Annotated in this window: 22 protein-coding genes, 1 tRNA gene, 1 other RNA gene, 1 pseudogene and 1 riboswitch; of the genes and pseudogenes, 3 read left to right on the top strand and 22 right to left on the bottom strand. The window is 44.2% G+C overall.

Annotated features, from left to right (window positions below):
- Positions 1-59: 59 nt before the first annotated feature.
- Positions 60-1,604: a methylenetetrahydrofolate reductase C-terminal domain-containing protein gene (locus J0B03_RS01950; RefSeq protein WP_246798161.1), complete on the bottom strand. Its 1,545-nt coding sequence runs from the start codon at positions 1,602-1,604 to the stop codon at positions 60-62.
- Between the two features lie 232 nt (positions 1,605-1,836).
- Here J0B03_RS01950 and J0B03_RS01955 point away from each other — a divergent pair, with 232 nt between their 5' ends.
- Positions 1,837-2,985, top strand: a complete 1,149-nt coding sequence (locus J0B03_RS01955) for a baeRF7 domain-containing protein (RefSeq protein ID WP_207300214.1) — start codon at positions 1,837-1,839, stop codon at positions 2,983-2,985.
- A 53-nt stretch (positions 2,986-3,038) separates the two neighbouring features.
- Here J0B03_RS01955 and ndk read toward each other — a convergent pair whose 3' ends face one another.
- From ndk to J0B03_RS01970, 3 genes are read right to left on the bottom strand one after another with little or no spacing between them, the layout of a single operon-like run.
- The gene (gene ndk / locus J0B03_RS01960; protein WP_207300215.1) at positions 3,039-3,455 is read right to left on the bottom strand and encodes a nucleoside-diphosphate kinase; all 417 of its coding nucleotides are present in this window, start codon (positions 3,453-3,455) and stop codon (positions 3,039-3,041) included.
- An 11-nt stretch (positions 3,456-3,466) separates the two neighbouring features.
- Positions 3,467-5,089, bottom strand: a complete 1,623-nt coding sequence (locus tag J0B03_RS01965; RefSeq protein ID WP_207300216.1) for a putative manganese-dependent inorganic diphosphatase — start codon at positions 5,087-5,089, stop codon at positions 3,467-3,469.
- Between the two features lie 22 nt (positions 5,090-5,111).
- The gene (locus tag J0B03_RS01970; RefSeq protein WP_207300217.1) at positions 5,112-5,831 is read right to left on the bottom strand and encodes a M48 family metallopeptidase; all 720 of its coding nucleotides are present in this window, start codon (positions 5,829-5,831) and stop codon (positions 5,112-5,114) included.
- Positions 5,832-5,886: 55 nt separating this feature from the next.
- On the opposite strand from J0B03_RS01970, the gene rnpB reads away from it, so the two are divergent.
- An RNA gene (rnpB, locus tag J0B03_RS01975) (RNase P RNA component class A) lies at positions 5,887-6,236 on the top strand.
- 16 nt (positions 6,237-6,252) lie between these two features.
- Here rnpB and J0B03_RS01980 read toward each other — a convergent pair.
- The 18 genes and pseudogenes from J0B03_RS01980 to epsC form a co-directional block, all read right to left on the bottom strand.
- Positions 6,253-6,900 carry an NUDIX hydrolase gene (locus J0B03_RS01980; RefSeq protein WP_207300218.1) on the bottom strand — a complete coding sequence of 216 codons (648 nt, stop codon included), beginning with the start codon at positions 6,898-6,900 and terminating at the stop codon, positions 6,253-6,255.
- A gap of 15 nt (positions 6,901-6,915) precedes the next feature.
- Complete coding sequence (locus J0B03_RS01985) at positions 6,916-7,647, bottom strand: zinc ribbon domain-containing protein (RefSeq protein ID WP_207300219.1); 732 nt, start codon at positions 7,645-7,647, stop codon at positions 6,916-6,918.
- Between the two features lie 41 nt (positions 7,648-7,688).
- A complete protein-coding gene (locus tag J0B03_RS01990; RefSeq protein ID WP_207300220.1) occupies positions 7,689-8,798 on the bottom strand; it encodes a Nif3-like dinuclear metal center hexameric protein in 1,110 nt (369 codons plus the stop codon).
- Positions 8,764-9,489, bottom strand: a complete 726-nt coding sequence (locus tag J0B03_RS01995; RefSeq protein WP_207300221.1) for a tRNA (adenine(22)-N(1))-methyltransferase — start codon at positions 9,487-9,489, stop codon at positions 8,764-8,766. The genes J0B03_RS01990 and J0B03_RS01995 overlap by 35 nt, the downstream gene beginning before the upstream one ends.
- Before the next feature lie 81 nt (positions 9,490-9,570).
- A tRNA-Asn gene (locus J0B03_RS02000) sits at positions 9,571-9,645 on the bottom strand.
- Positions 9,646-9,731: 86 nt separating this feature from the next.
- Complete coding sequence (gene rpoD / locus J0B03_RS02005; RefSeq protein ID WP_207300222.1) at positions 9,732-10,814, bottom strand: RNA polymerase sigma factor RpoD; 1,083 nt, start codon at positions 10,812-10,814, stop codon at positions 9,732-9,734.
- Entirely contained in the window at positions 10,814-12,598 is a 1,785-nt protein-coding gene (gene dnaG / locus J0B03_RS02010; protein WP_207300223.1) for a DNA primase, read from the bottom strand. The genes rpoD and dnaG overlap by 1 nt, the downstream gene beginning before the upstream one ends.
- A 44-nt stretch (positions 12,599-12,642) precedes the next feature.
- The gene (locus J0B03_RS02015; protein ID WP_207300224.1) at positions 12,643-13,647 is read right to left on the bottom strand and encodes a deoxyguanosinetriphosphate triphosphohydrolase; all 1,005 of its coding nucleotides are present in this window, start codon (positions 13,645-13,647) and stop codon (positions 12,643-12,645) included.
- Between the two features lie 54 nt (positions 13,648-13,701).
- Complete coding sequence (locus J0B03_RS02020; protein ID WP_207300225.1) at positions 13,702-14,376, bottom strand: rhomboid family intramembrane serine protease; 675 nt, start codon at positions 14,374-14,376, stop codon at positions 13,702-13,704.
- A 49-nt stretch (positions 14,377-14,425) separates the two neighbouring features.
- Positions 14,426-15,610, bottom strand: coding sequence for an NAD(P)-dependent malic enzyme (locus J0B03_RS02025; protein WP_207300226.1), 1,185 nt, complete (start codon positions 15,608-15,610; stop codon positions 14,426-14,428).
- A gap of 18 nt (positions 15,611-15,628) precedes the next feature.
- Positions 15,629-15,889, bottom strand: coding sequence for a cysteine-rich small domain-containing protein (locus tag J0B03_RS02030; RefSeq protein ID WP_207300227.1), 261 nt, complete (start codon positions 15,887-15,889; stop codon positions 15,629-15,631).
- Positions 15,890-16,004: 115 nt separating this feature from the next.
- On the bottom strand, positions 16,005-17,477 hold the full coding sequence (locus tag J0B03_RS02035) for a M23 family metallopeptidase (RefSeq protein ID WP_207300228.1): 1,473 nt from the start codon (positions 17,475-17,477) through the stop codon (positions 16,005-16,007).
- 196 nt (positions 17,478-17,673) lie between these two features.
- Positions 17,674-19,038 (bottom strand): hypothetical protein, encoded by a 1,365-nt coding sequence (locus J0B03_RS02040; protein WP_207300229.1) that lies wholly within the window; start codon positions 19,036-19,038, stop codon positions 17,674-17,676.
- 21 nt (positions 19,039-19,059) lie between these two features.
- The gene (locus J0B03_RS02045) at positions 19,060-20,346 is read right to left on the bottom strand and encodes an FAD-dependent oxidoreductase (RefSeq protein WP_207300230.1); all 1,287 of its coding nucleotides are present in this window, start codon (positions 20,344-20,346) and stop codon (positions 19,060-19,062) included.
- A gap of 69 nt (positions 20,347-20,415) precedes the next feature.
- A riboswitch (Lysine riboswitch) is annotated at positions 20,416-20,588 on the bottom strand.
- Positions 20,589-20,684: 96 nt separating this feature from the next.
- Entirely contained in the window at positions 20,685-21,152 is a 468-nt protein-coding gene (locus J0B03_RS02050) for a hypothetical protein (protein ID WP_207300231.1), read from the bottom strand.
- A 105-nt stretch (positions 21,153-21,257) separates the two neighbouring features.
- Positions 21,258-21,578 (bottom strand): rhodanese-like domain-containing protein, encoded by a 321-nt coding sequence (locus J0B03_RS02055; RefSeq protein ID WP_207300232.1) that lies wholly within the window; start codon positions 21,576-21,578, stop codon positions 21,258-21,260.
- A 99-nt stretch (positions 21,579-21,677) separates the two neighbouring features.
- Positions 21,678-21,995 carry an ArsR/SmtB family transcription factor gene (locus J0B03_RS02060; RefSeq protein WP_246798162.1) on the bottom strand — a complete coding sequence of 106 codons (318 nt, stop codon included), beginning with the start codon at positions 21,993-21,995 and terminating at the stop codon, positions 21,678-21,680.
- A gap of 13 nt (positions 21,996-22,008) precedes the next feature.
- Positions 22,009-22,943: pseudogene (epsC, locus tag J0B03_RS02065) on the bottom strand (serine O-acetyltransferase EpsC).
- Positions 22,944-23,082: 139 nt separating this feature from the next.
- On the opposite strand from epsC, the gene mnmH reads away from it, so the two are divergent.
- Positions 23,083-24,198, top strand: coding sequence for a tRNA 2-selenouridine(34) synthase MnmH (gene mnmH / locus J0B03_RS02070; RefSeq protein WP_207300233.1), 1,116 nt, complete (start codon positions 23,083-23,085; stop codon positions 24,196-24,198).
- The last annotated feature ends 15 nt before the right edge of the window (positions 24,199-24,213 follow it).

Below are 24,213 nucleotides of genomic sequence, written 5' to 3' on the forward strand. Positions count from 1 at the left end.
GCAAACTATAACATGAAAGGCCTTGGGTTTAAACCCAAGGCCTTTTGTTTTGGAGAGGATCAATCTTCCTCTTGTCTGTAATTGTAGTCTCTCTTGTTGAAGAAGTTCAACCAAGAGGATGTTTTGTAAAGATCCCAGTTGACCGGCGGAATGTAGCGCAGTTTCATGGAGTATTCTTTATCTTTTGCTTTATACTGCTCGTACATTTCTACGTAGATGCATCGCTGCTTGCCAGGGTATACTTCACACCAGCCATCTCGGCTTCCACCACAAGCACCATTTCTTTGATTTTTGGGGCACTTGGACATGGGGCATTGGTAACCCAATTCATGCATGACGCAATCGCCGCAGAAACGGCATTCGTTCATAAACGTTTTTGAATAATACTCAAACCATGTAAATGGCTTGTTGAGGATCCCTTTATCGATCTTCTTTGCAAAATAGCTGACAATGGGATAGAAAATGGCATGCTCGCTAAAGAACAGGCTGTGAAAACTTCCGAAGAACCAAGTTTTCAAGTTTGCTTTCTTGTGTCCTGTTTTGGATCGGTCCACCAAAACTTCCTTGTTCAGGCCGGTTGCTTCGTCTTTTTCATAGAGGTAGAATCCGTTGTCCATGGGATAATCGAATTCCTTGACAAGTTCTTGCCACTGTGGAACCAATTCTTCTCCCTTTTCCAACAAGAAACACAAGTCTTCATAAGACATTCCGTGTCCTGCTATGGTCACCCCGTCGTAACCCATACCCTTCAAGATGGCATAAAGTTTCGCGGATCGAACCAGTTGCTGATGGTGATTGTCTTCGATTTTTTCTTTTTCTTCCACCAATTCCTGCAGCATTTTATCGGTTACCACACAACCGGGAATCATGTTTTTGTTCATCATTTTTGCAACTGGTACGGATAGAACAAAGATGTTTCCGATCAATGGTACATCAATGCCGTTGGTATTTGTGTATTGTCTTAATTCGTGATATTTTCTAGCATCCCAACCCAACTGGGTAATGAAGTATTCTGCACCGGCATCATACTTCTGATGCATTTTATAATACTGGGCCATCAGTTCCGGTTCTTGTGATTTAAACGGAGAAACGACAGCACCTATAAAGAAATCGGTTTTGTTCAAGAAAGTGGATTTTTTTCTGCCTTTGATTTCAAAGCCTTCGTTCATTTTCTTGATCATTTTAATTGCATGGATCGCATCATAGTCGAAGACCGGTTTGGGTCTTCCACCAAAACCTTCCGTCGTATAGTCACCTGTCATAACCAACAGGTTTTTCAGACCAACTCTGTTCATGGCATGAAGTTGACTTTCGATTTCGTTTCGGTTTTTGTCCTTGCACGTAAAGTGGTAGAGCGTCTCTCCACCGGTTTCCTGCAATATTTCTTGGGCCAATGGATACGGCATGATGGCAGGTTTACCGCTGGGATTGTCCGTGATGGTAAACGCATTGACTCTGGGATCGGCAGCAGCTTGCTTTGCAGCATCTATGGCTTTGTCCTGTTGCTTCTCCGTAGATCCTCTTCCAGGAACGATTTCCCAGGTTACGGAAAAATGCGTTTTGCTCGTGACCGCTTCTTTGTAGCTCATTTTGTTGGTGGTCATGATATTCCTCCTTAAAATTTCTCTTTCATACGTTGCTTCACTACATGTATATACAAGAGATCAATAAATTCCTTCATTAATATATCATACCTATGTATAGGTTTTCAATGGTTGACAGAAAAATAACTTTAATTTTTTATAATGAATTTTTTGTCTTTATTTATCCATGGTTGAATCGGCCCAAAGTAGGGTAAACATTTATATGAACAATAATCCTAAGGAGGTTTCCAAAATGAACCTACTGACGAGAAACGAACTGGAAACATTAACGAATATGGCACATCCCAATTCTGTGAGCATCTACTTTCCCATGGGGAAAAACTACACGGATGACAAGAGCAAACTGGTTTTCAAAAATCTGATCAAATCGGCGGAAAAAGACTTGACCGACCATGGCGTTCAAAACAAAGAAGTGGACCGCTTGCTGCAACCGGCCTTTCAACTCTTGGAGACGCCGGATTTTTGGACGGATCCGTCTGTGTCTGCCGCCATATTTTTACATGATGGCAAAGCCAGAATCAACAACCTGCCTTTCCCTGTGGACGAGATCCATTACGTGGGGCCCAATTTTTATTTGCTGCCCTTGTTTGAACTCTTTGCATTGGAAAACAAGTTTCACATCTTGAGCATGAGCCAAAACAGCATCAAACTGTTCCATTGTGATTTTTTGAACTGGGAAGAGATCCCTTTAGGAGACATTCCAACCAGTTTGGATGAGGCCTTACAATACGACGATATCGAAAACGAACGACAAACCTCCAGTCGCAGCCATGGCAGTGCCGGTGACAGCACCTCCGGTGTCTACCGAGGCCAAGGCGATGGCCGGGATGACCACAAAACCAACCTTTGGCGTTTTCTGGAAATGATCGACAACCAACTCCATCTGTATATCAAGGGAAGGGGAACACCCATTATCCTTGCTGGCGTCGATTATTTCACTGCCATGTTTCAACGGGTCAACTCCCGTTATAAAGTATTGGAAACAGAGATCAACGGCAACATGGACAATGCTACTCCTGCGGAGCTGCACCAAAAAGCGCTCCCCATCGCCAGTCAGTATTACCAACGGCAGGTGGAGCGGGATCTGTATCGCTATCACAACATGCTCTCAACAGATAAAACATCGACTACCATTGAGGAGATCGCATCTGCCGCTGTAAAGGGCAAGGTCCATATGTTGTTTGCGACAAAGCAAGTGTATATTCCAGGCATTTACAATCCGGAACTGGATACGGCATTTCTAAAAGACGGCAATCCCGATTCAGAAGACTTGATCAATTTTGCCATGGTAAACACCTTCAAAACAGGAGGTAAGATCCACGTCTTATCCAACGAACAGCTGCCGGAAACCACCGGATGCGCAGCCTTGTTCCGATATTGATTTACCTGTAACAAAAACAAGGAGAGCCTTCAAAGAGGTTCTCCTTTTCTTGGTTATGCCTTGATGTTTTTGACGAAGAAATCGCTTTCCCGTTGGGCACTCTCCGGTGAGTCGGAAGCATGAACGATATTTTCGTCTTTTGTCAGTGCAAATCTTCCCCGAATGGAACCATTGTCTGCTTCCATGGGATCCGTTGCTCCTGTCAACTTTCTAAATCCTTTGATGGCATTTTCACCTTCTACCACCATGACGACCACAGGTCCCCTTTTCATGTAAGAGGCCAACGATGGAAAAAATGGTTTGTCTTTATGCTCTGCATAGTGATATTCCAGATCTTCATCCGTCAAGTTTTTGATTGCCATATAGGTGATCTTGAAGGTTTTCTTTTCGATCATGGAAATGATCTCTCCCACGATTCCTCGTTCCATTGCGTCTGGTTTAAGAATTACCAATGTTTTTTCTACTGCCATTTCTACACTCCTTATTTGTTTAAATATTTTTTTATTCCTTCATGGATCGTTGGGACGATCTGCTTTTTCCTGGAGACCCAACCTTCCATAAACATGCCTTGGGACATTTTTTGTCCAAAAACACCGTCCACAAGCTTGCCTTCATTGTAAAAAATATAAGAACCCTGCTTGAGGATATCTGTTATTATACACAAGGTTAGGCTTTGGTGTCTACTTTCATTTACATTATCGATATAAGTTAAAAATTCATCAATGCTCTTTTGGATGGAATCCATGTCCAGGGTGAACACTTGGGAGATCCCCACCTTCCATCCTTCCAAAAGAAATTCCTTGTAATCGGCAAAAAATATTTCCTCCACCGACTTGTTGGATAGATCGGTTCCTTTTTTGAACATTTCCATGGCAAATTTGTCAATGTCCATCATGACCAGCAGATGAAGTGCCTCCAGCGCTTCTATATCTTGTTCCGTTGTCGTGGGGGACTTTAAAAACAAAGTGTCCGAAATGATCCCCGCCAGCATCAAGCCGGCTATGGAGGGTTTTGGTTCCATCCCTGCTTCCTTGTACATGTAGTATAAAATGGTATTGGTGGATCCTACCGGCATGTTGCGAAAAACGATGGGCAAACTGGTGGATATATCCCCGATGCGATGATGATCGATCACTTCAAGGATCTCCGCTTCTTCGATGCCTTCCGCGCTCTGGCTGTATTCGTTGTGATCCACCAGGATCACTCTTTTGCGTTGGGGACTGATGACATGACTGCGACCGATGATCCCCAAATATTCTCCATTCCGATTCAACAAGGGAAACTTCGAATGATCGGTTTCTTTCATGATTTCCCTGCAATCCGTCAAATAATCGTCTTCTCCAAAGAAGAGCAGATTGTCCCGAACAATGATGTTTTCAACATAATTGGTCAAAAAAACCATCTTTGTCGCTTCGTAGGTGTCAAGGTCCGTTGCAATGACGTTGATGCCGCTATCTTCTGCCGCTTCCAGAAAAGCGGGATCCGGGTGCTTCCCTCCGGTAAGAATGACCAACTGCACCTTTTGCTCAATGGCGTGTTTATATATATCCAAACGATCTCCAACGATGACGATGGAATCCTTTTGGAACAGATCCATTTCCTCAATAGTATCCATATGGAAAGAAACAACCAAAACCTCGCCGTCCACCGTGGCAGCAGCCTTGCTTAGCAGCACACCTTCCATGTTTTTCAATACGTTGTCCACACTGGTTTTCAAGAACCGTTGGTTCTTTTGGATCAAGCTCATGGCGATGTCTTTCATGGTGACGATTCCCAGCAGTTGACATTTATCATCGGTGATGGGCAGCGTTCTTAATTTTCCCTCACCCATGTATACGTAGGCATCGTAAATGGAGTTGGTGCGTTTAAGAGCCTGGGGACGATCATAATTCAAATCTTTCATTTGGATCTTTACGTTCTCCAACAACTGAGGTATGGAAACGCCAAAAAAATCCAATACGTATTTTGCTTCTGCTGAGATTTCGTCCAGAATCGCCGCTTTTGCAGGAAACCCCTGCCTTGTCTTCAAATCCGCCATGGCAATGGCGGAAGTTACAGTATCCGTATCCGGATTGCGATGTCCAAACACCAATAAATCGTTCATGGTTATCCTCCCCGTTTTCATGTCAATCCAGCCAAAACAGCAAATGGCCATTGTTTTTCAACCACTTTTTTGACTCCCCATAGTCGGGATGATGATGATCAAGCAAATTCCAAAACTCTTTGGAATGGTTCTTGTGTACCATATGGCAAAGCTCATGGACCACGACGGAATCCAACACTTCTGGTGGAGCCAACGCCAATCTCCAGTTAAACAACAATCTGTCATCATGGGTACAGCTTCCCCATCGTTTTTTCTGCTCTTTGGCCTTTACCATCTTGGGTGAACCGGCAATTTTGGGAGCATGGGCTTGTACTCTTTCTTCCAACAATTGCTGGGCTTCCACTTTAAACCAGGCAACGATCGCTGCTCGCTCTTCATCCCTTGTGGTATCGATTCCTTTCCACAAAAAAAATGCTCCACCGGTAAAATCCACTTTTGGTTTTCTATGGGGACCGGTCTCCCTTTGGATCGGATACCAACGTCCCCTGTAAAGCAGCTGATCATTCCGTTGCTCAGAAAGGGACGAAAATGCTGCTTCCTGCAACTTCATGCGTTGGATATGGGACAATATCCATTTTTTCTTTTTTTCCAATAAAGTTTCCAGCTGTTTTTGTGTCCACCCCATGGGTGTGATCGCCTGCAAACCCTTCCTTGGATCGATCCGCAGCTCTGCCGTTTTGCGCCGTCGACAGATCCAGTCATAAACGATGGCCTCTCCGCATTTTGTTGTATACACCTTCATTTTTTCTCCCGCCTTGTAGACAATGTCTTTGTATGGTAAAATGAATTGTTGGTGGCGTGCAAGCCAGATGATCGCGTGAACGATCCCGCAAGGGTGTTCATGAGGAAAGTCCGAGCTCCACAGGGCAGGGTGCCGGGTAACCCCCGGTGGAGGCAACTCCAAGGAAAGTGCAACAGAAAGGAAACCGCCTTGCGATGCAAGGTAAGGGTGAAAGGGTGAGGTAAGAGCTCACCGGCGGCCAGGTAACTGTCCGGCTATGTAAACCCCACCTGGTGCAAGACCAAGTTAGGACGCGAAGCAGTAGCCCGCTGTGTCCAATGGTAGGTCGCTTGAGCTTTTCGGTAACGGAAAGCCTAGATAGATGATCATCTAATACAGAACTCGGCTTATAGGCTTGGACGCTCCAACTATTTATTGCAAATCACTGCATTCCTTCTAAAGGTTCTTCCTTTGTCAAACGTTGCAATTCCTTAATCAAATTTTTGGTGATTTTTGCTGTCAAACCCCAAATGATCCGCTCTTCATATTCATAAAAATATACCGGATAACTCAACCTGCGATTTCTATAGATTTCGTGGTTTTTTATTTTTTCCACAGGAAACGTTTCGTCCATCCCACCTTGATAAAACATCTTGTACACTTTTGGCGGAGTTTCCACAAAAAAATCCAAAGGTACGGTAAAGATTTGTTCCACCTCATCCCGATTCAGTGTCAACGATGCATTTTCATAATCGTCTATGGTTCCGACAAAAGGAAAAATCATGTGGTTGATGGAATTTAGCTGGGAGTCCAGCTCACCAAAAACCGTCAGGTTCTGTTCAGAAACTCCCAATTCTTCGGACGTCTCCCTTATGGCCGCCTCGAGAAACGTTTCTCCCTTTTCTACCTTACCACCAGGAAAAGACACCTCTCCGGGTTGGTGGCGCAACGTATCTGCCCGCACCTGAAACAACACATGGAGGGTATCCTTTACTTTAACAATGGGTACAAATACGGAAAAGAATTTTTCAACATCAGAGACGGTTTGGGTCTTTTTTCGAAAATGGGATTCAATGTCCTTCAGATTCATGGCAACACCTCAAAATCATTCCGATTCATTTTCTCCGGGTATGTAGATGATCCTTCCGCAATTTTCACATACGATGGCTTCACTGACGACAACTTTGCTAATATCCTGACCCATGATCATGGAAACCTGCATATTGCAGCCTTTGCATATCCCGTTATGAGCTTGTACGATCACCGGCATTCGCTTGTTTGCGCGTTTTTCATACTCTTCCAGGGACTCCTTGTCGATGGATTTTTTCAGTTTTTCCGTCTTCTTCGTCAATTCAGACATGGAATCCTTGGTTTGACGCTTCAGTTTTTCCAACTTTTTCTTTTGTTGAGAAACGCCTTTTTTCATTTCTTCCGCTTTATCCCCAAGTCGTTTCAGATTCACTTGATCGATCTTCTGTTGGTGCAGATAGTGGTGGATCCTTTTTTCTACTTCTTCTTTCTTGGCCATCAATCCTGCGATGTCATCTTGCAAAACCGTCAATGTCTTGGTCTTTTTGACAGCACCTTCGTACAGGTAGGACTCTCCTTCCTGTATTTGCTTCTTGATCCTCTCAAGCGCTTCCTGCAACTCCGAAATTTGAGTGCTTGTTCGCTTGTACTCGTCTGCGATCTGCTTCATCGATTCGGCGATCCTTTTGTACTCAGAAATATCATGGTGCAATTTATCTGTTTCCCGATATAAACCAGCATCCTCTTCCATTTCTTTCTTTTCCATTTCCAAAGCCTGCAGCGCCCACAACTTGTCGATATCTTTCATTGCTTCATCACCTTTCCACGACGGCTATCCCGTCATACAACCTAATACCATTCAAAAAAATCATTTTCATTTTCGGCGACGAATAATTCCACCTCATCATTGAAAAGCCCTTCTTCGATCCAGGCCATCAACAACCCTTTTGTAAAAATTTCGGAAGCATGATGCCCCACATCCAGCACGATCAACTCTTCTTCGAAGGCCTTTTGGCCGTCATGGTATTTCAAATCGCTGGTAATGTAAAGGTCTGCACCAAGATCGTTTGCATCTTTCATCAAATCTCCACCAGAACCGGAACATATGGCTATGCGCTGGACCCGGTCTTTTCCTCTTCCGGCATGTCGGACCCGTTTCAAGCCAAAGAATTCTTTCACACGATCAAGAAATCCTTCCAACGTTTGTGATGTTTCCAAATCACCCACCACACCCAATCCATACCGGTCCTGCTTGTTCTGCAACAAGAAAAGATCATAAGCCGGCTCTTCGTATGGGTGGCTCTCTAAAAGAGCTTTTTCCACATTCTCCGCCGCCTGATAGGGTACCAGCACTTCTAACCTGGTTTCATCCACCATCTCCAATACATCTTGGGTTCCAATAAAGGGACTGGCACTTCCAATGGGCTTGAACTGCCCAACTCCTTCTTGACGAAAAGCACACGCTTCATAGAGACCGAGCTTTCCGGCACCTGCTTCAAAAAGGGCAGTCAAGACCTCTTCCGTGTAGTCTTCCGGCACAAATACCACCAACTTGTAATAGTTTTCCGCCGCCGATGCCCTTAGGGGCATGCAATTGGACAAGCCCAATTTTTCCGCCAAAAATCCGTTGATCCCCATGGGATACATGTCCACATTCGTATGTGCACTGATGACGGAGATGCCATTGGCGATCAGATCTTTGAGCAGCTTTCCGGTGTATCTGTCCCATCGTATATTCTTTATAGGAGAGAACAAAACGGGATGATGGCTAACGATCAGATCCGCCTTCTTTTTCACCGCTTCTTCCACCGTCTGCTGGGTCACATCCAATGCAAACAGGACCCGCTCCACTTTTTGGTTTGGATCTCCGATCAACAAACCCACATTGTCCCATTCCTCCGCCCTGTAGAATGGCGCTTTTCGATCAATTATTCGTAAAATATCTTCGCAAGTGGTCACGTCGCTTCACCTCCTCTAAAGCCGTCAACATGCTTTTTGCTTCTTCCCATCGCATCTTTGCTTCCATGGTATTCTTTTTTTCGCACTGGTGAAGAATGGTGTTCCATTTGTCTTCTTCCTTTTTCAACAAGGCCGGCAGCAGGGGATGACCCTTTTCCAAAATTCGTTTGCCAAGACGCAACTCTTCATTGGACCATTTTTCCAGTTTCTGATCCTTTCCATGGGTGACCAGCAAAATTTGATACAAACGATGCTTTTCTTTTGCCAGGTCTTCATCCACTATGACAAAACCTTTTTCCAAAAGATACCTTCTCAAATCATGCTGCCCGGTCATGGGTTGCAAAATCATGGAATCCACACGCTGAAAAAAAGGCAAGTCATTTTCAATGATCTCTGCAATCAGCCCGCCACCCATTCCGGCGATGACGACCTGGTCGATGGCATGATCCTTCAACCGATCTGCTCCATGAGAGAGGGCCAAGCCGATGCGATGGACCAGCCCTTGCTGGCGGACTTGCTCCCTGGCACTGTTTAGAGGACCCTGGTTTACATCCGACGCATATACATAGGGGCTGATGTTGTTTTTGATCAAATAAACAGCCAAATATCCATGATCTGTACCGATATCTGCGACGACGGATCCCGGTTTTACATAGTTTGCAACCTGCTGCAAACGATCGGTCAATTTCATATCCATTCTCCTTACTTATCTATTATATCACATAAAAAAAGAAGAAGCCTATCCCCGCTTCTTCCAATTTGAACATAAAAATGGCTCCCCAGGCTGGATTCGAACCAGCAGCCTACCGGTTAACAGCCGGTTGCTCCACCGTTGAGCTACTGAGGAACAATAGAACCACAATTATTAATTATAATGATTTTCTATGGATTGTCAATACAAAAACCCGTGCGACAATGCGCACGGGGTGTTTTTTAATCCAAATAATCCTTTAATTTTTTACTTCTGCTGGGATGCCGCAATTTTCGAAGAGCTTTTGCTTCGATTTGACGGATCCGTTCTCTGGTGACGTTGAATTCCTTGCCTACCTCTTCCAGGGTCCTGGCTCTTCCATCATCCAGTCCGAAACGGAGGCGAAGTACCTTTTCTTCCCGTTCCGTCAAGGTACACAGCACTTCCATCAATTGCTCCTTCAATAACGCATAAGAAGCCGCTTCTGCTGGAGCAGGTGCATCGTCGTCAGGAATAAAGTCTCCCAAATGACTGTCCTCTTCTTCTCCGATAGGCGTTTCGAGAGAGACTGGATCTTGTGCGATCTTTAGGATCTCACGAACTTTTTCCTCCGAAAAACCCATTTCCGCACCGATCTCTGCCGGAGACGGTTCTCTTCCCAACTCTTGAAGCAATTGTCTGGAAACTCGGATCAGCTTGTTGATGGTTTCCACCATGTGTACAGGGATCCGAATGGTACGAGCCTGATCGGCAATAGCTCTGGTGATGGCTTGTCGGATCCACCAAGTTGCATAGGTACTGAATTTATATCCCTTGCTGTAATCAAATTTTTCCACTGCCTTGATCAATCCAAGATTGCCTTCCTGGATCAGGTCAAGAAAAGACATTCCTCTTCCTACATATCGTTTTGCGATACTGACGACCAAACGCAGGTTGGCTTCCGCCAGTTTCTGCTTCGCCAGATCGTCTCCATTTTCCATTCGCTTTGCAAGTTCGACTTCTTCGTCGCCAGTTAGCAATGCAACTTTTCCAATTTCTTTTAAATACATTCGCACCGGATCGTTGATACTGACTCCATCGGGAATGCTGGTGTCCACTTCTTCTTTTACCAATTTTTCCACTTCTTCGTCATCGTCATCACTGCTCATGTCATTGGAGAAAATCTCAATGCCATCCGATTCCAACAAAGAATAAATATCCTCGATTTGATCGGGCAGCAGATCAATTTCAGAAAGAGAGCTTTCAATTTCTTCACCGGTCAACGTACCGTTTTTCTTGCCTTTTACTCGCAGTTCATTCACCTTAACATTGTCTCTGATATCCATTAAAAATTCTCCCTTCCCATGCTTTGCATCTGTTCCAGCTCTTTTTTCTTTTCCACCAATTCACAATAGAGCCGGTTGAATTCTTCTTCGTTCAAATTGAAATCCCCCATTTTTTTTTGCAAATATGCAATGCTGCGTTTGATATACATCATTTCCATGGCTTTCATGCAATCCATCAACAACTCATCAGTGGACTCCTCCACATCCATGATCATTCTGGAAAGTGCCTTTCGATGAGACTCTTCCTCTAAATTTCCGATGTAAGCGGAAGGATTTGCAGACTGTCCTGATTTTAGTTGGTGATAGGCATGAACCACTGCATCGCGGTATAATCCCTTTTGAAAATGTTCCGGTTGCAATTTGGAGGCAATTTTTCTTGCCGTATCCTTATCGGTAAACAACCAGCCGATCAACATCTCCTGAGCTTCTCTTTTGATGCTGCGTCGAACCGATGAATTTTCACGGGAACTTGTTTTTTCCAAGGCAATTGCCTTTGGATCGTCATTTTTGATTTCCTTGAAAATTACGCCAGGTTCGATCTGCATCCTCGATGCAAATCGTTGGATCTGCATTTCCTGCTCAATGGGATTCTTGATTTCTTTCAATATTTTTGTCGCTTCCGTCACAAATTGGATTTTTTCATCGTTGCGACGCAAGTCGACTGTTTCTTCCAAAAGTCCAATCCGAAAATCAACGGTGGACAAGGCATTGTTGGCCAATTCCTGAAATGCTTCTTTTCCTTCTTGACGAACAAAGTCGTCCGGATCCATGTTGTTTTTCAGTTTCATTACTTTGACACGGAGTCCCAATCCTTCCAAAACCTGAATGCCACGAACCGTCGCCCGAATACCTGCCCCGTCTCCATCATAACAAAGCACTACTTCCTCCACGTAGCGTTTCATCAAACGCCCCTGGCCTTCTGTCAAAGCCGTCCCTAGGGAAGCCACGACATTTCTTATTCCGCTCTGGAATAAACTGATAACGTCCATGTATCCTTCTACTGCGATCAATCGCCCGTTTTCCAGGTTGGTTTTTGCGAGGTTCAAGCCGTAAAGCTGGGTCCCCTTGTGAAAGATCATGGTCTCCGACGAATTCAAATACTTTGGCAGCTTGTCGCTTTTGCCCATGAGGCGACCGCCAAAACCGGTCACATTTTTGGCAACGGAAACGATGGGAAACATGATCCGGTCCCTGAAACGATCGTGGTATCCCTTGCCGTTTCGATCGGGCAAAACCAGTCCGGAATCTGCCAGATCTTCGTTTTTATACCCCTTGCTCTTCAAATAGTCGTAAAGTCCGGTGTATTCAGATCCTGCATAACCAATGGCAAACTGTCGTGCCGTATCATCATCGATCCCTCTGCTGCGAAGATACTCGTTGGATCTGTCATGAGCACAACGTTTTTTATAAAAAAAGCGAGCCGCATCCTTGTGCATACGATACAGCGCATCTCTTTTTTTGCTTTCCTGGTCATTGAATCCTTCCGAATCCGGCAATGTGATGTTTGCACGATCCGCCAGATATTTGACGCTCTCCACAAAACTAAGATTTTCGATGTTTCGAACGAAAGTGATCATATCCCCTCCAGCACCACAACCAAAGCAATGGTAGAGCTGCTTTTCTGCAGATACACTGAAAGAAGGGGTTTTTTCATTGTGGAACGGGCATCTGCCCATATAATGATTCCCACTCTTTTTCAGGGGTACATACTGGGATACGACATCAATAATGTCGTTGTTGTCCAACACCTGTTGTATTTGATCTTCTGTATAGCCTTTTGACATGGCCTCACCTTATAAACATCTTTATATTCCTACGCTGCACACTCTTAATATACCCGCCAGGGGTTTGGTATAAACAAACGTCCAAACAGGTTCATGGCATACCGATCTGTCATTCCTGCAATGAAATCGATCACCGATCGTTCCGTATTTCGTTCCAGGTAGATGGGATGATCCGCTTCATGGGGAATCTTCTCCGGTTGCTCCATATAATACTCAAACAAAGACCGGAGAATAAACTCGGTCTTTTTTTCTTCCTTTTTCGCAGCAGGACCAAGATAAACCGTTTCGAACATAAAATTTCTCAACTGATTCATGGCCTCCCAATGGTCCGGACTCATGACAACAGCATTTCCTTCCTTACTGTTTTCAATGATATTGTGGATCATGCCGTTGATTCTCATTCGCTTGCTTGTTCCCAACACATTAACATATTGGAGGGGCAAATCCGATTCTTTCAATATGCCAGCCCTTTGGGCATCCTCAATGTCGTGATTGATGTACGCGATACGATCAGAAAAATGGACCACTTGTCCTTCCAATGTTTCCGCACTATTTTCACCTGAATGATTCAGTATACCATCTCGTACTTCCCATGTCAAATTCAATCCCACGCCATCTTCTAAAAAATCCACAACTCGCAGACTTTGTTCCCGATGCTTGAAAGAAAAGGAACATGCTTCATCCAACACTTTTTCGCCGGCATGTCCAAATGGAGTATGACCCAAATCGTGTCCCAATGCTATTGCTTCCGTCAAATCTTCATTTAGCCGCAATGCTCTGGCTATGGTCCTGGCTATTTGGGCCACTTCCAATGTGTGGGTCAACCTCGTTCGGTAATGGTCCCCCTCCGGTGAAATAAACACTTGGGTCTTATGTTTCAATCGACGGAATGCCTTTGAATGAAGGATCCGATCCCGATCCCTTTGATAATCTGTACGAACATCACAAGGTGTTTCCTTTTTCCTTCTCCCTTTGGAATCGACGCTTTTTGCAGCCGTCGGGGAGAGGATCTGCAATTCCAACTGTTCCCATTGTTCACGAAGATTCATGATCCCGACTTCCTTCCTCAAAAAGAATCCCTCTTCAATCTACTTCACTGTTCTTCAGATTTCTATTTTTTTGCGTTTGAATTCTCGAATCTGGCGATTATAATTGGTTTTCGTATTTTTTGTTGAAGTGGTCCTCTTCAAAAAACGTGTAAAGTCTCCATAGAAAAACAAAAAGAAATTCGCCAACGCTACAATGGCCGCCACTCTTTGAGACATGGTACCTGTCACTATGGTATACGCAAAGAAAAACCAATTCAAATATGCAAGGTACTTCATTTTCACCGGTATGATCAAGAACAGCAGTACCTGAAAATTGGGAAACAAATGAGCGAAGGCCAAAAACAACGACAAATTCAAGTACATGGGTGTTCCAATGGATCCAGTCAGCAAAGATGCTACTACTGTGGCCAAAGCACCTATGAAATAATACAAATTAAACTTTGGCGTGCCCCATTGTTGTTCCAGTGTTCCACCGATCATATAGTAGAAGTATAATGCAAAGATGATCCAAATAATGGAGTTGGAGGGCGGGATGAAAATAAAGGTAATGATCCGCCATATTTCTCCCTGCATGATCAATGCCGGCGAAAAATACAGTCGACTTAAAAAGTCTCCTCCAAAGAACATGCTTAGTACAAACACCAGACCCGTCAACATGACGATGTAATACATTAAGTTATGAATCGCAAACTTTGCGATTTTTCTTTCCAATTTATTCAACCAATTCAAAAGAACACCTCGTTTCAATCTTTAAACTACTCGCTCTGCAAATTTTTTTTTACTCTTTCGGATCCGAAAGCATCTTATCATCCGAAAACGCCGCTTTTCGCACTGCCTCACTGACAGCCTCCACCACTTTTTTATTAAAAACATTGGGTATGATGTAATCGGACCGTAGTTCGGAAGAAGGTATAACATCCGCCAAAGCTTCAGCCGCTGCCAACTTCATCCCCATATGGATGGTGGAAGCGCGCGCTTCCAAAGCTCCCTTGAACAATCCCGGGAAAACCAGCACATTATTGATTTGATTATCAAAATCAGACCTGCCGGTGCCTACGATAAACGCCCCCGCCAAATAAGCATCTTCCGGCATGATCTCGGGAACGGGATTGGCCATGGCAAAAATAATGGGATCCATGTTCATGGTCTCCACCATTTCTTTGGATAAAACATTGGCTGCAGATACGCCTATGAAAACATCTGCTCCAATCAATCCGTCTTTCAGTTTTCCACTTTCCCCTGTTTGATTGGACCATGTCAATGCATCCCTTTTGTATCGATCCAAATCCGTTCGTTGTGGACCTATGATCCCCTTGCTGTCGCAAAGAACTATTTGTGCAAATCCGTATGCCTTTAACAGCTTCCCAATAGCCATTCCTGCAGAACCTGCACCATTGATCACTACTTTTGCCGTTTCTTTTTTCTTTCCGGAAACGCGAAATGCGTTGATCAAGGCCGCCAAGGTCACTATGGCAGTACCATGCTGGTCGTCGTGGAACACGGGAATATCCAGTTGTTCTACAAGCCGCTCCTCTATTTCAAAACATCGGGGCGCGGATATGTCTTCCAAGTTGATCCCGCCAAACCCAGGAGATATGTTCAATATCGTTTCAATGATTTTGTCCGTATCCTGGGTATTCAAACAGATGGGTATGGCATCGATCCCAGCAAACTCCTTGAATAAAATACACTTTCCTTCCATAACGGGAAGTCCAGCTTCCGGTCCTATGTTTCCCAATCCAAGCACCGCCGATCCATCTGTCACCACAGCTACCAGATTCCCTTTTCCAGTGTAGTCGTAGACTCTTTCCTTGTCTGCTGCAATTTCCTTGCAAGGAGCCGCTACACCAGGTGTATATGCCAGGGAAAGATCTTCCTGGTTCTTCAATTCTATTTTACTGCAAATTTCAAATTTTCCTTTTTTCTCTTTATGCATTTCCAACGACTTATTGTACACTTCCATTTATACACGCTCCATCAGTTATGGTTTTTTTATCATTTCCACCACAAGATCCACTTTTTCCAAAATCAGATCATAATTTCCCTTGATGTGGGGGATGTTGCAATGGGAACAGTTTTTGATCCCTTTATCTGTATACACAAAGTTGCCTCCGCAGGCATCACCTAAAGCATACAGCGGACAATAGCAAAACAGGCAATTAAATTCCTGTCCGGGTTCCAATTTATGACATGGATAGTATTCGCATTTGTTGTTTTGAAAGAACTTGAAGTTTTCGCTCATTTTATCTGCCTCCTACCGTACTTATCATTATCAATGATTGAAAAGATTCCGTCAATACCTTACGACTCGAAAAAGAAATCAGCCATTGAGACTTCAATGACTGATCGTTGTTTTATTATGGAGACACCCGTCCTCCGACCCGAAGATAGGAGAAATATCTGGTGATGACTTGACGAGCTCCGTAGCGACGGATCTCAAAATGGAGGTGAGAACCGGAAGAATTTCCCGTACTTCCCATGCCCGCGATTCGCTGTCCGGCTGTTACGTTTTGTCCAACACTGACGTTCATGGAACTAAGATGACCATACAGTGTGGAATAACCATTGCCATGATCGATGATGATGGCATAACCGTAACCGGAATACCAGGAGGCTCTGGTCACTCGACCGGAATCGGATGCGTAAATACTGGTGCCGACGCTGTTGGCGATATCTACGGCTCTACTGCCTGCATGAGAACCCGCTTTGTTGATGGCGGTCACCCTGCCGGATGTAGGCATGCGGAATCGTCCAGTTCCTTGTGCCGGCGGAAGGGGTTTCGTTCCTCTTGCTACCACCCGGTTTACAGAATCTTTTATTTTTTCTTCATTAGTGATCTCTTTTGCAACTTGGACGCCATTTCGATAGGTGACCAATGCAGTGATCTCTTTGACGCCGTTAACACCGGGACTGACTTCTTCCGATTTACCTACATAAATGGATGCATCCGTTTGGTACGTGGTTTCAAATGGGATCTTTTCGCTATATACCATTTCTTTGACAACTTCCACGTCCAGATATGGTTTAACTTCCGTCAGCTTCAAAACGTCTCCCGGTCGCAGGCTTGTGATGTCCTTATCGCTGTTTGCCGCTACCAGTTCGTTGACATTGATTCCCCTGTTTACTGCAATATCCCAGGAAGTATCGCCTGGCTTTACTTCGTATTCAATTATTTCGTCGGTTCCCTGCATGATATACTTCACAGCATCTTCCTTGGTGCGAAGATTCACATATGGGACAACACGTTGTACGATCTCATAATCTTGAGCGATGATCGGTTCAGATACGATCACTTCATTTTCTCCCAGTTGGGCGTAAGAGGCGATGACAGAATCCAAAACCTCTTCAGCTTCTTCATAAGATTTCAACGCTGCCACTTCTTCTTCTTCTATGACGATGACCGCTCCCTCCACCGTCATGGTCAAGTTTGTTTTCTCAATGGCGGTCGCCGATGCATCCGGTGATTCCAGCAGTCGATCTTTGCTGACAATGGCTCTTTCAAAGCGAACGTCGCTTGGAAGGATGATGTTTGCATCGTATTGTTCGCTAAGATTGTTTCGAACCAGATCCAAACCTGCCATGAAGTCACCCGTTTGGCGAACCATTCCGATTTCTTCTCCGTTAAAGAACACCCGATAACCCTGCACTGATTTGTAGACTCCCGCTGAAGCGGAAAAAACAGTCAATACCGCAACTCCTACTGCTACTTTCTTCAATGATATGCTATTATTCATCAATAGATCAGATGCTTTGGTTTTTATGGATAAGACGGCATCTTTTCCTGCATTTTTAATTTTTTCAACGAACCCATGGTTTTGGTTTTTTTCCAAAGGTACACCTCCAGGTAGATTTGTAACAAATCGATGAAATCTTGTTACAGTTTTGTTACATGCATTAGTGTACCATACCCTCTTCCAGAAAAAAAGGTTTTTTTTGATTTTTTTTACGACTTTTGAAATCTTAAGTTTCGCTTAAGTTTCAAAAGAAAAAACCCCTTTTTAAAAGAAGGGGTTTACCATTTTTTCATTACAGTAAAAACAGGCTGACAATAAACATGGCTATAAATCCGATGAAAACCGGAACAATGTTCCTCTTGGCCAAATCCAAAGGATTCACATTACAGATGGCTGCCACTGGGATGATGGCCCATGGAATGATGGTGCCTCCACCTACCCATATGGTGGTCAACTGACCCATGGCCGTAAGAACTTCCTTATTGATATCAACAGCCAAAGAGAAGGTGTTGGCCAGGGATCCAACCAGGGGCAGACCGGAAAAACCAGATCCATCCAATCCGGTTATGGCCCCTGTCACCATTTGGATCAACGCAACTGGGATCTTTGACAATGTGACGTTGTTTGCCAAGAACAAGCCAAAGTCCGACAACAGTCCTGTAGCATCTGGTCCCAAAATGGATTTTGCCATTCCTTCGCTTCCTAGGAAAAAGAACGCACCAATGACGATGACCGGCGCAAAGATCCGGATGCCAAAAACGAATCCTTCCTTGATGTAATCGGTTATTTTCTCCAGACAGTTGACGGGATTATGCTGCACAATAGCTACAAAGCACATGATCAGTACTGCAGTACCACCGACAAGGGCGGTTGCATCCCCTCCGCGAAGCTGGTATTTGTACATGATGATGATGTTCAAAACAAAGGCCAGCGGCGTCATTACGGCAACCAGGTATACGCCCCAGGTAGCTTTCTCTTTCTTTTCTGACAGATCTAAAGGTTGATCCAACACCGGCATGGTTTTGATTTCCTTTCGCATCATATAGTAACTCACTGCCACAGTGACGATACTCATGACCAGCCACAAGGGCAGCAAGGATTTGCTCAGCATGAAGGTATCTTCGATTCCCGCAGCTTTTGCTGCAATCGCAGGAGCCCCCTGGATAAAAAAGTCGCTGGAAAGAGCTATGCCGTGTCCAAAGATGTTCATGGCAACTGCTGCCCAAATGGGTGGCAGCCCCGCCTTCAAGGCGGCAGGCAACATGATGGCCCCAACAAGTGCGACTGCCGGCGACGGCCAGATGAACCAGGAAAAAAACAACATGACAAAACCCAGACCAAAATATGCGATGGTTGGATTTCTCATGATTTTTTTGATGGGCATGATCATCAATTCATCGGCTCCGATGTCTCGAAGGGCACTGGACATGGCAATGACCAGGGAGATGACTAAAATAATGCCCCAAAATTCCATTCCTGCTGCGATCAACGCATTAAAAATAACCTGGATCGCTGTGACCACGCTTCCGGAGTACATCCACCCTACTATGAAAATCCCGAAAATGCAGGGTAGCAAGGTATCTTTTCGAAACCCCATGGTAATGATCACGACGACGACCAATGCTATATAGACCCAATGCAACGCTGTTAATTCCATGGTGTTTATCCCCTCTTCCTTTTATATGTGCAAGTCTTTGGAAAATACTTCTGTCAAACCGGTTGTTTCGACTCGTGCAGTGATGACGTTCACATCCGTCGTGTATAAGCCCTTTTCTTTCATTCGGTCAAAATACACAGAACCGGAAAAGGTATATTTTTTTCCAATACCTTCTATAGTATGGACCATTTCTCCTACATGGTGAATGGCATCACCAATAGCGAGACTCTCCGGTATTCCCAACAATTCCATTCCCAATGCCTGTCGGACACTGTTGTGTCCTGCCAGCATTCCGGTCACCATGGCCTCCGTGTGACCTACCAGGGGTCCAGCCTTTTCTCCTCCACAAAACAAGTTTTCCAGACCTACGACCTGCAGTGCATCTGTACGAGGTGCCATGTTGAAATAGCGCATGGAATTTCCCTTGCCTCCTGAATATGGATCTTCATAACGGGCATTCTCGCATCCCGGGATCTTCCTCAAAGTTTCCAGCTTGTAAAACGGTGTCATCAATTTTGCATGTCCTGTGTCCAATAGCACCAGGTTTTCTTTGAACGCATCCAATGCATATTGCTGGCATGCCTTCTGGTCCAGGTGATCTTCCGTCAGTTCCACGGGAACAGGAACTACTGCTACTCCCGTTTCATTCAACAGATCTTGAATTTCTCGAGACAAGGATTCTTTGTATAATTTACAGGAACCACTCATTGCTCCCATAGATCCATCCTTCTTCTGTCCGGTCATTTCCTCGATTCCTGCCAACCCCGCCAAGGAAATTCGCCCTCCATAACTTGGGCAACGTAGAATGCACATGGCACACCCATTGCCATATTTATTGCAGTTGTTCATGGGACCCGCTGTTCCAGTGGCATCCACAAAAACATCTCCGGCGAATACCCTACCTCGATCATCTTGCACTTCCATGATTCGATTCCCTGTCTTTGTGATCTTGTTTACTCGGGATTCGAATACCAGTTCAACACCCATGTCCCGCAACAGATCCGTTACGGCCACCGGCGTAGTGGCGATATCATAAAGACTGGCATGATCATGCCCTGGAAATGAAATCTTTTTGTGTCTTGCATTGGAATCACATAGGCTAAAAAGCTTACCACCGCCCATTGCCATCATTTCTTCTGTTGCTGTGAATCGGCCATTGTTGCGCATGATCCCGCCAACCAATCCAGTGCCCAGCAGCATATCCGTACGCTCCAACAACGTTACCTTTGCTCCTGCTTGGATGGCGCCGACTGCTGCAGAGCAACCAGCCCAACCGCCTCCAACTACGACTACATGCTTTTGATCCATCTGATCCTCCTATTTTTTGCCGATTGTAAAAAAAAGCAATTGGTTTCGCACCAATTGCTTGTAAACACCAAACAAGATAGCACTTCACCTGATCCGGTGACAATTGCATAGCTCTTAACCCTGCAACCAGATGGAAACGTTGGAGCCGTTTCCTCTTCGGTGCCCTCCCCTTTTGTCTTTCTTCGCAGATTTCTCCAAATCTCCAAAAGACTACTCATGTCAAGCACGCCTCTATCGATATTTTTTTAAATATAATGTCATTATGATATCATAAACGCAAAAAAGAAGTCAAATATATTCATTTGACTTCTTTGCTTATTCTTTCTATTAATTAATTTTCATATTAGACTGTTTAGTTTGTTTATTGTTTCATTGGTAAGCTCCGGTACATGCAAGGTTAGAACTTTCAGTTTTTGAGATGCATTTTTATATCCGATCACCACATAATGGACCTTGTCCTTCCACATTTTCGCAAGGAATCGTTTGACCAAGGACTTGCTGTCAATGGGCCCGTTTTGCATATCCACTGTGACCCGAACGATGTTTCTTAAAGGAATGTGGTATTGGGTTGCTTCACTGCACAACAACAATCCATCCGGCTCCACATAAAACTCCAATTCTTCCTGAATTCGTATGCCATGATGCATATAAACCACGATGGGTTCATCATTGGATAACAGTTTTTCTCCGCTTTGCAATGCTGTTTCCTTCTGCGAAAAAAAACGTTCAGACATAACCGATTCTCTCCCCCATTGGATCAGAAAGATCAAACCGACTCCAGCAATAAAAAGAAACAGGTATATCATTGTTCTTTCACTCCTTTTCATGAAGAAACAACTTTATACCTGTATTATACCAAACTTTTAGTACTTAAATTGTTAATTGTTAAACATTTTTTCATGTATACTGTATTATCGTTTCAACTGTCCGACGTAATATCCGGTTCCTCCGGCGACATTGGTGACGTCGTAACCCATGTCGCTCAACATGGCGCAGGCTCTGCTGCTTCGGCCACCGGACTGGCAAATGATCTTGTAGTTCTTGTCTTTTTGCAAATACGCTTCCGGATTGCTCAAAAGCAACTGCATGGGAACATTCTTTGCTCCAGGAACGTGTCCTCGCAGGTACTCTCCCGGTTCTCTGATATCGATCAAATCTTTATTATGTGTTCCAGCCAAGTCATTGACATTGATTACCTTGTAGTTTTGGTTGTTTTTTAGGAAAGCAAACATATTCATCCTCTTTTCTTGTATTAGTTATTTCTTAATTACTAATATACTAAAGAGTTTAATCTTTGTCAATCCTATTTTGAAATAATTTTTCCTTTTTTCTTATTTTTTTTCGAAATTGCAGTAATTGTTTTTCAGTACACTGATCACTTTCTCGATTCGGCTGTCATAGATCTCATAGGTTACTGACAATCCCTGTTTTTCCGACTTCAAAATTTTGTGTGCTTTTAAAATCGACAAATGCTGGGAGAGGGCTGACTGGGTCATGTGTTCAAATCGTTCATGAAGCTGACTGACGGTCATTGCTTCCTGGATCAGATAACAAACGATCATCAATCGGTTCTCGTTGGCCAGCACTTTCAACAAATGGGCAACTTCCTTCATTTCAATTTGCGTATCAAACATTTGGTTGTTTTCCATGAGTGACCCTCTTTCATTCCTCTTTATCTTTTTTCTGACCTTTGAACACCAGTTCCGGGATCTTGATGCTCACTTTTGTTCCCGGCTCCACGGATTTCGTTATAAAAGCGTTGCTGCCTATAACTGAACCCTTTCCTATGATGGTCTCTCCTCCCAAGATGGAAGAGCCGGAATATACGGTCACATTGTCTTCAATGGTAGGATGTCTTCTGACCCCCGCAAACTTTGTCCCCCTCTAGTAGATAATGCACCCAGGGTGACACCTTGGTATATTTTCACATTTTCTCCAATCACCGTAGTTTCCCCGATGACCACGCCGGTTCCATGATCGATAAAGAAATATTTTCCGATCTTTGCACCAGGATGGATGTCTATTCCAGTGATGCTGTGTGCATATTCGCTTAAAATCCTGGGAATAAGAGGCACTTCCATCAAGTATAGTTCGTGGGCAATACGATGAACGCTGATGGCCAGGATTCCAGGATATGAAAAAATGATTTCGTCCTTGCCTGTAGCCGCTGGATCTCCTAGAAACGCCGCTTCCACATCGGCTGCCATGTAGGATCGGATCATTGGCAAGCGTTCCAGCAACTGATAGCTCATTTCTGATGCTGCCTGCTGGATATCCACACTTTTGCAGATATTTTCACTATTTCCTTGTGCGTGGGCCTGAAGGCTTAGTGCCAAAATGATTTGTTCTGTTAAAATTTCATGGACATTGACCATGATCTGCCCCACATGATACTCTAATATTTCATCCCTGCATGCATGTCGATTGTAATATCCGGGAAAAATCAACTGCCTCAGTTGATGAGAAACTTCAATGATCATGTCTCGGTCAGGCAATGGACACTCTTCATGAGGGAGAATAAACGATTCTCTTGCATAACTGTTGATGGTTTCATCCACCAGCCCTCGAACTCTGGCTTTATCCAATTTTAATGGCATGTTTCATCCTTCTTTCTATTTCATTCATTCACAACTATGTTTACTATTCTATAGTTTCTCATAGGATTCGTCAATAAACCGCAACATGGCAAAATGTGATATAATACGGATATATTTTGTTAGAAGAGGAAGGTATTAAATGAACAACACGACCAACGATTACCTGTCCATTGTACTGAAACAACGCCCTATGATCGATTTGAGGGCACCCATAGAATTTGCAAAAGGCAGTTTCCCCAACACTGTAAACATTCCTCTGATGAGCGATGAAGAACGACATCAGGTCGGAACCACCTATAAAAAAGAGGGACACGACGCTGCAGTTATTTTAGGCCATGAATTGGTTTCCGGAAAAATAAAGGAAGAAAGGATCGAAAAATGGGTGGATTTTATACAAGCCCATCCTCATGCCCTATTGTTTTGTTATCGAGGAGGCATGCGGTCTCAAATAACCCAACAATGGATCCGGGATGCTGCCAACTTGGACGTACCCCGACTGGAAGGCGGCTACAAAGCACTTCGCCAATATTTGATCCATTCCATGGAACCGAAAAACCTCCAATTCGATCCTCTTATTCTCACTGGAAATACCGGATCCGGAAAAACCGTTCTTTTGCAGGAAGTGGAAAATGCCATTGACCTGGAAGGACTGGCCAACCACCACGGTTCTTCTTTTGGTGGAAATGCCACCGATCAACCCACCCAGATCACCTTTGAAAATCGATTGGCATACATGCTGCTGCAACGACAAAATCAAGGCTATTCCCACCTTCTCTTTGAAGATGAAAGCCGCAACATCGGACGCAGCTATTTGCCAAAAGATTTATATGAATACATCAAAGCCGGTAAATACGTCCTGGTGGAAGTAGATTTGGAGACGCGGATCCAAAATATCCATCAAGACTATGTCTTTGCGCTCCAAGATCAATACCAGGCATTATCCGGAAAAGACGGCGGACTTCTACAATGGAAAAACATCATGGAATCCAACATCAACCGGATACAAAAACGGCTGGGTGCGGAATTTCATCAGCAGATTTTGTCGTCTTTTCTGGAGGGATACCACCGTCAAATAACGGACAACGACTTTTCATACCATAAATATTGGATCCAATTGCTTCTGGAAAAATACTACGATCCCATGTACGAGTACCAAATCCAAAAGAAATGGGACAAGATCGTCTTTAAAGGTTCTTACGAAGAAGTATTGTCTTTTTTAAAGAAAAAAACAACGGAAAAAAATGACCGGGCATAGCAGCTCGGTCATTTC

The sequence above is a fragment of the Alkalibacter rhizosphaerae genome (genome assembly GCF_017352215.1).
GTDB classification, from domain to species: Bacteria; Bacillota; Clostridia; order Eubacteriales; family Alkalibacteraceae; genus Alkalibacter; species Alkalibacter rhizosphaerae.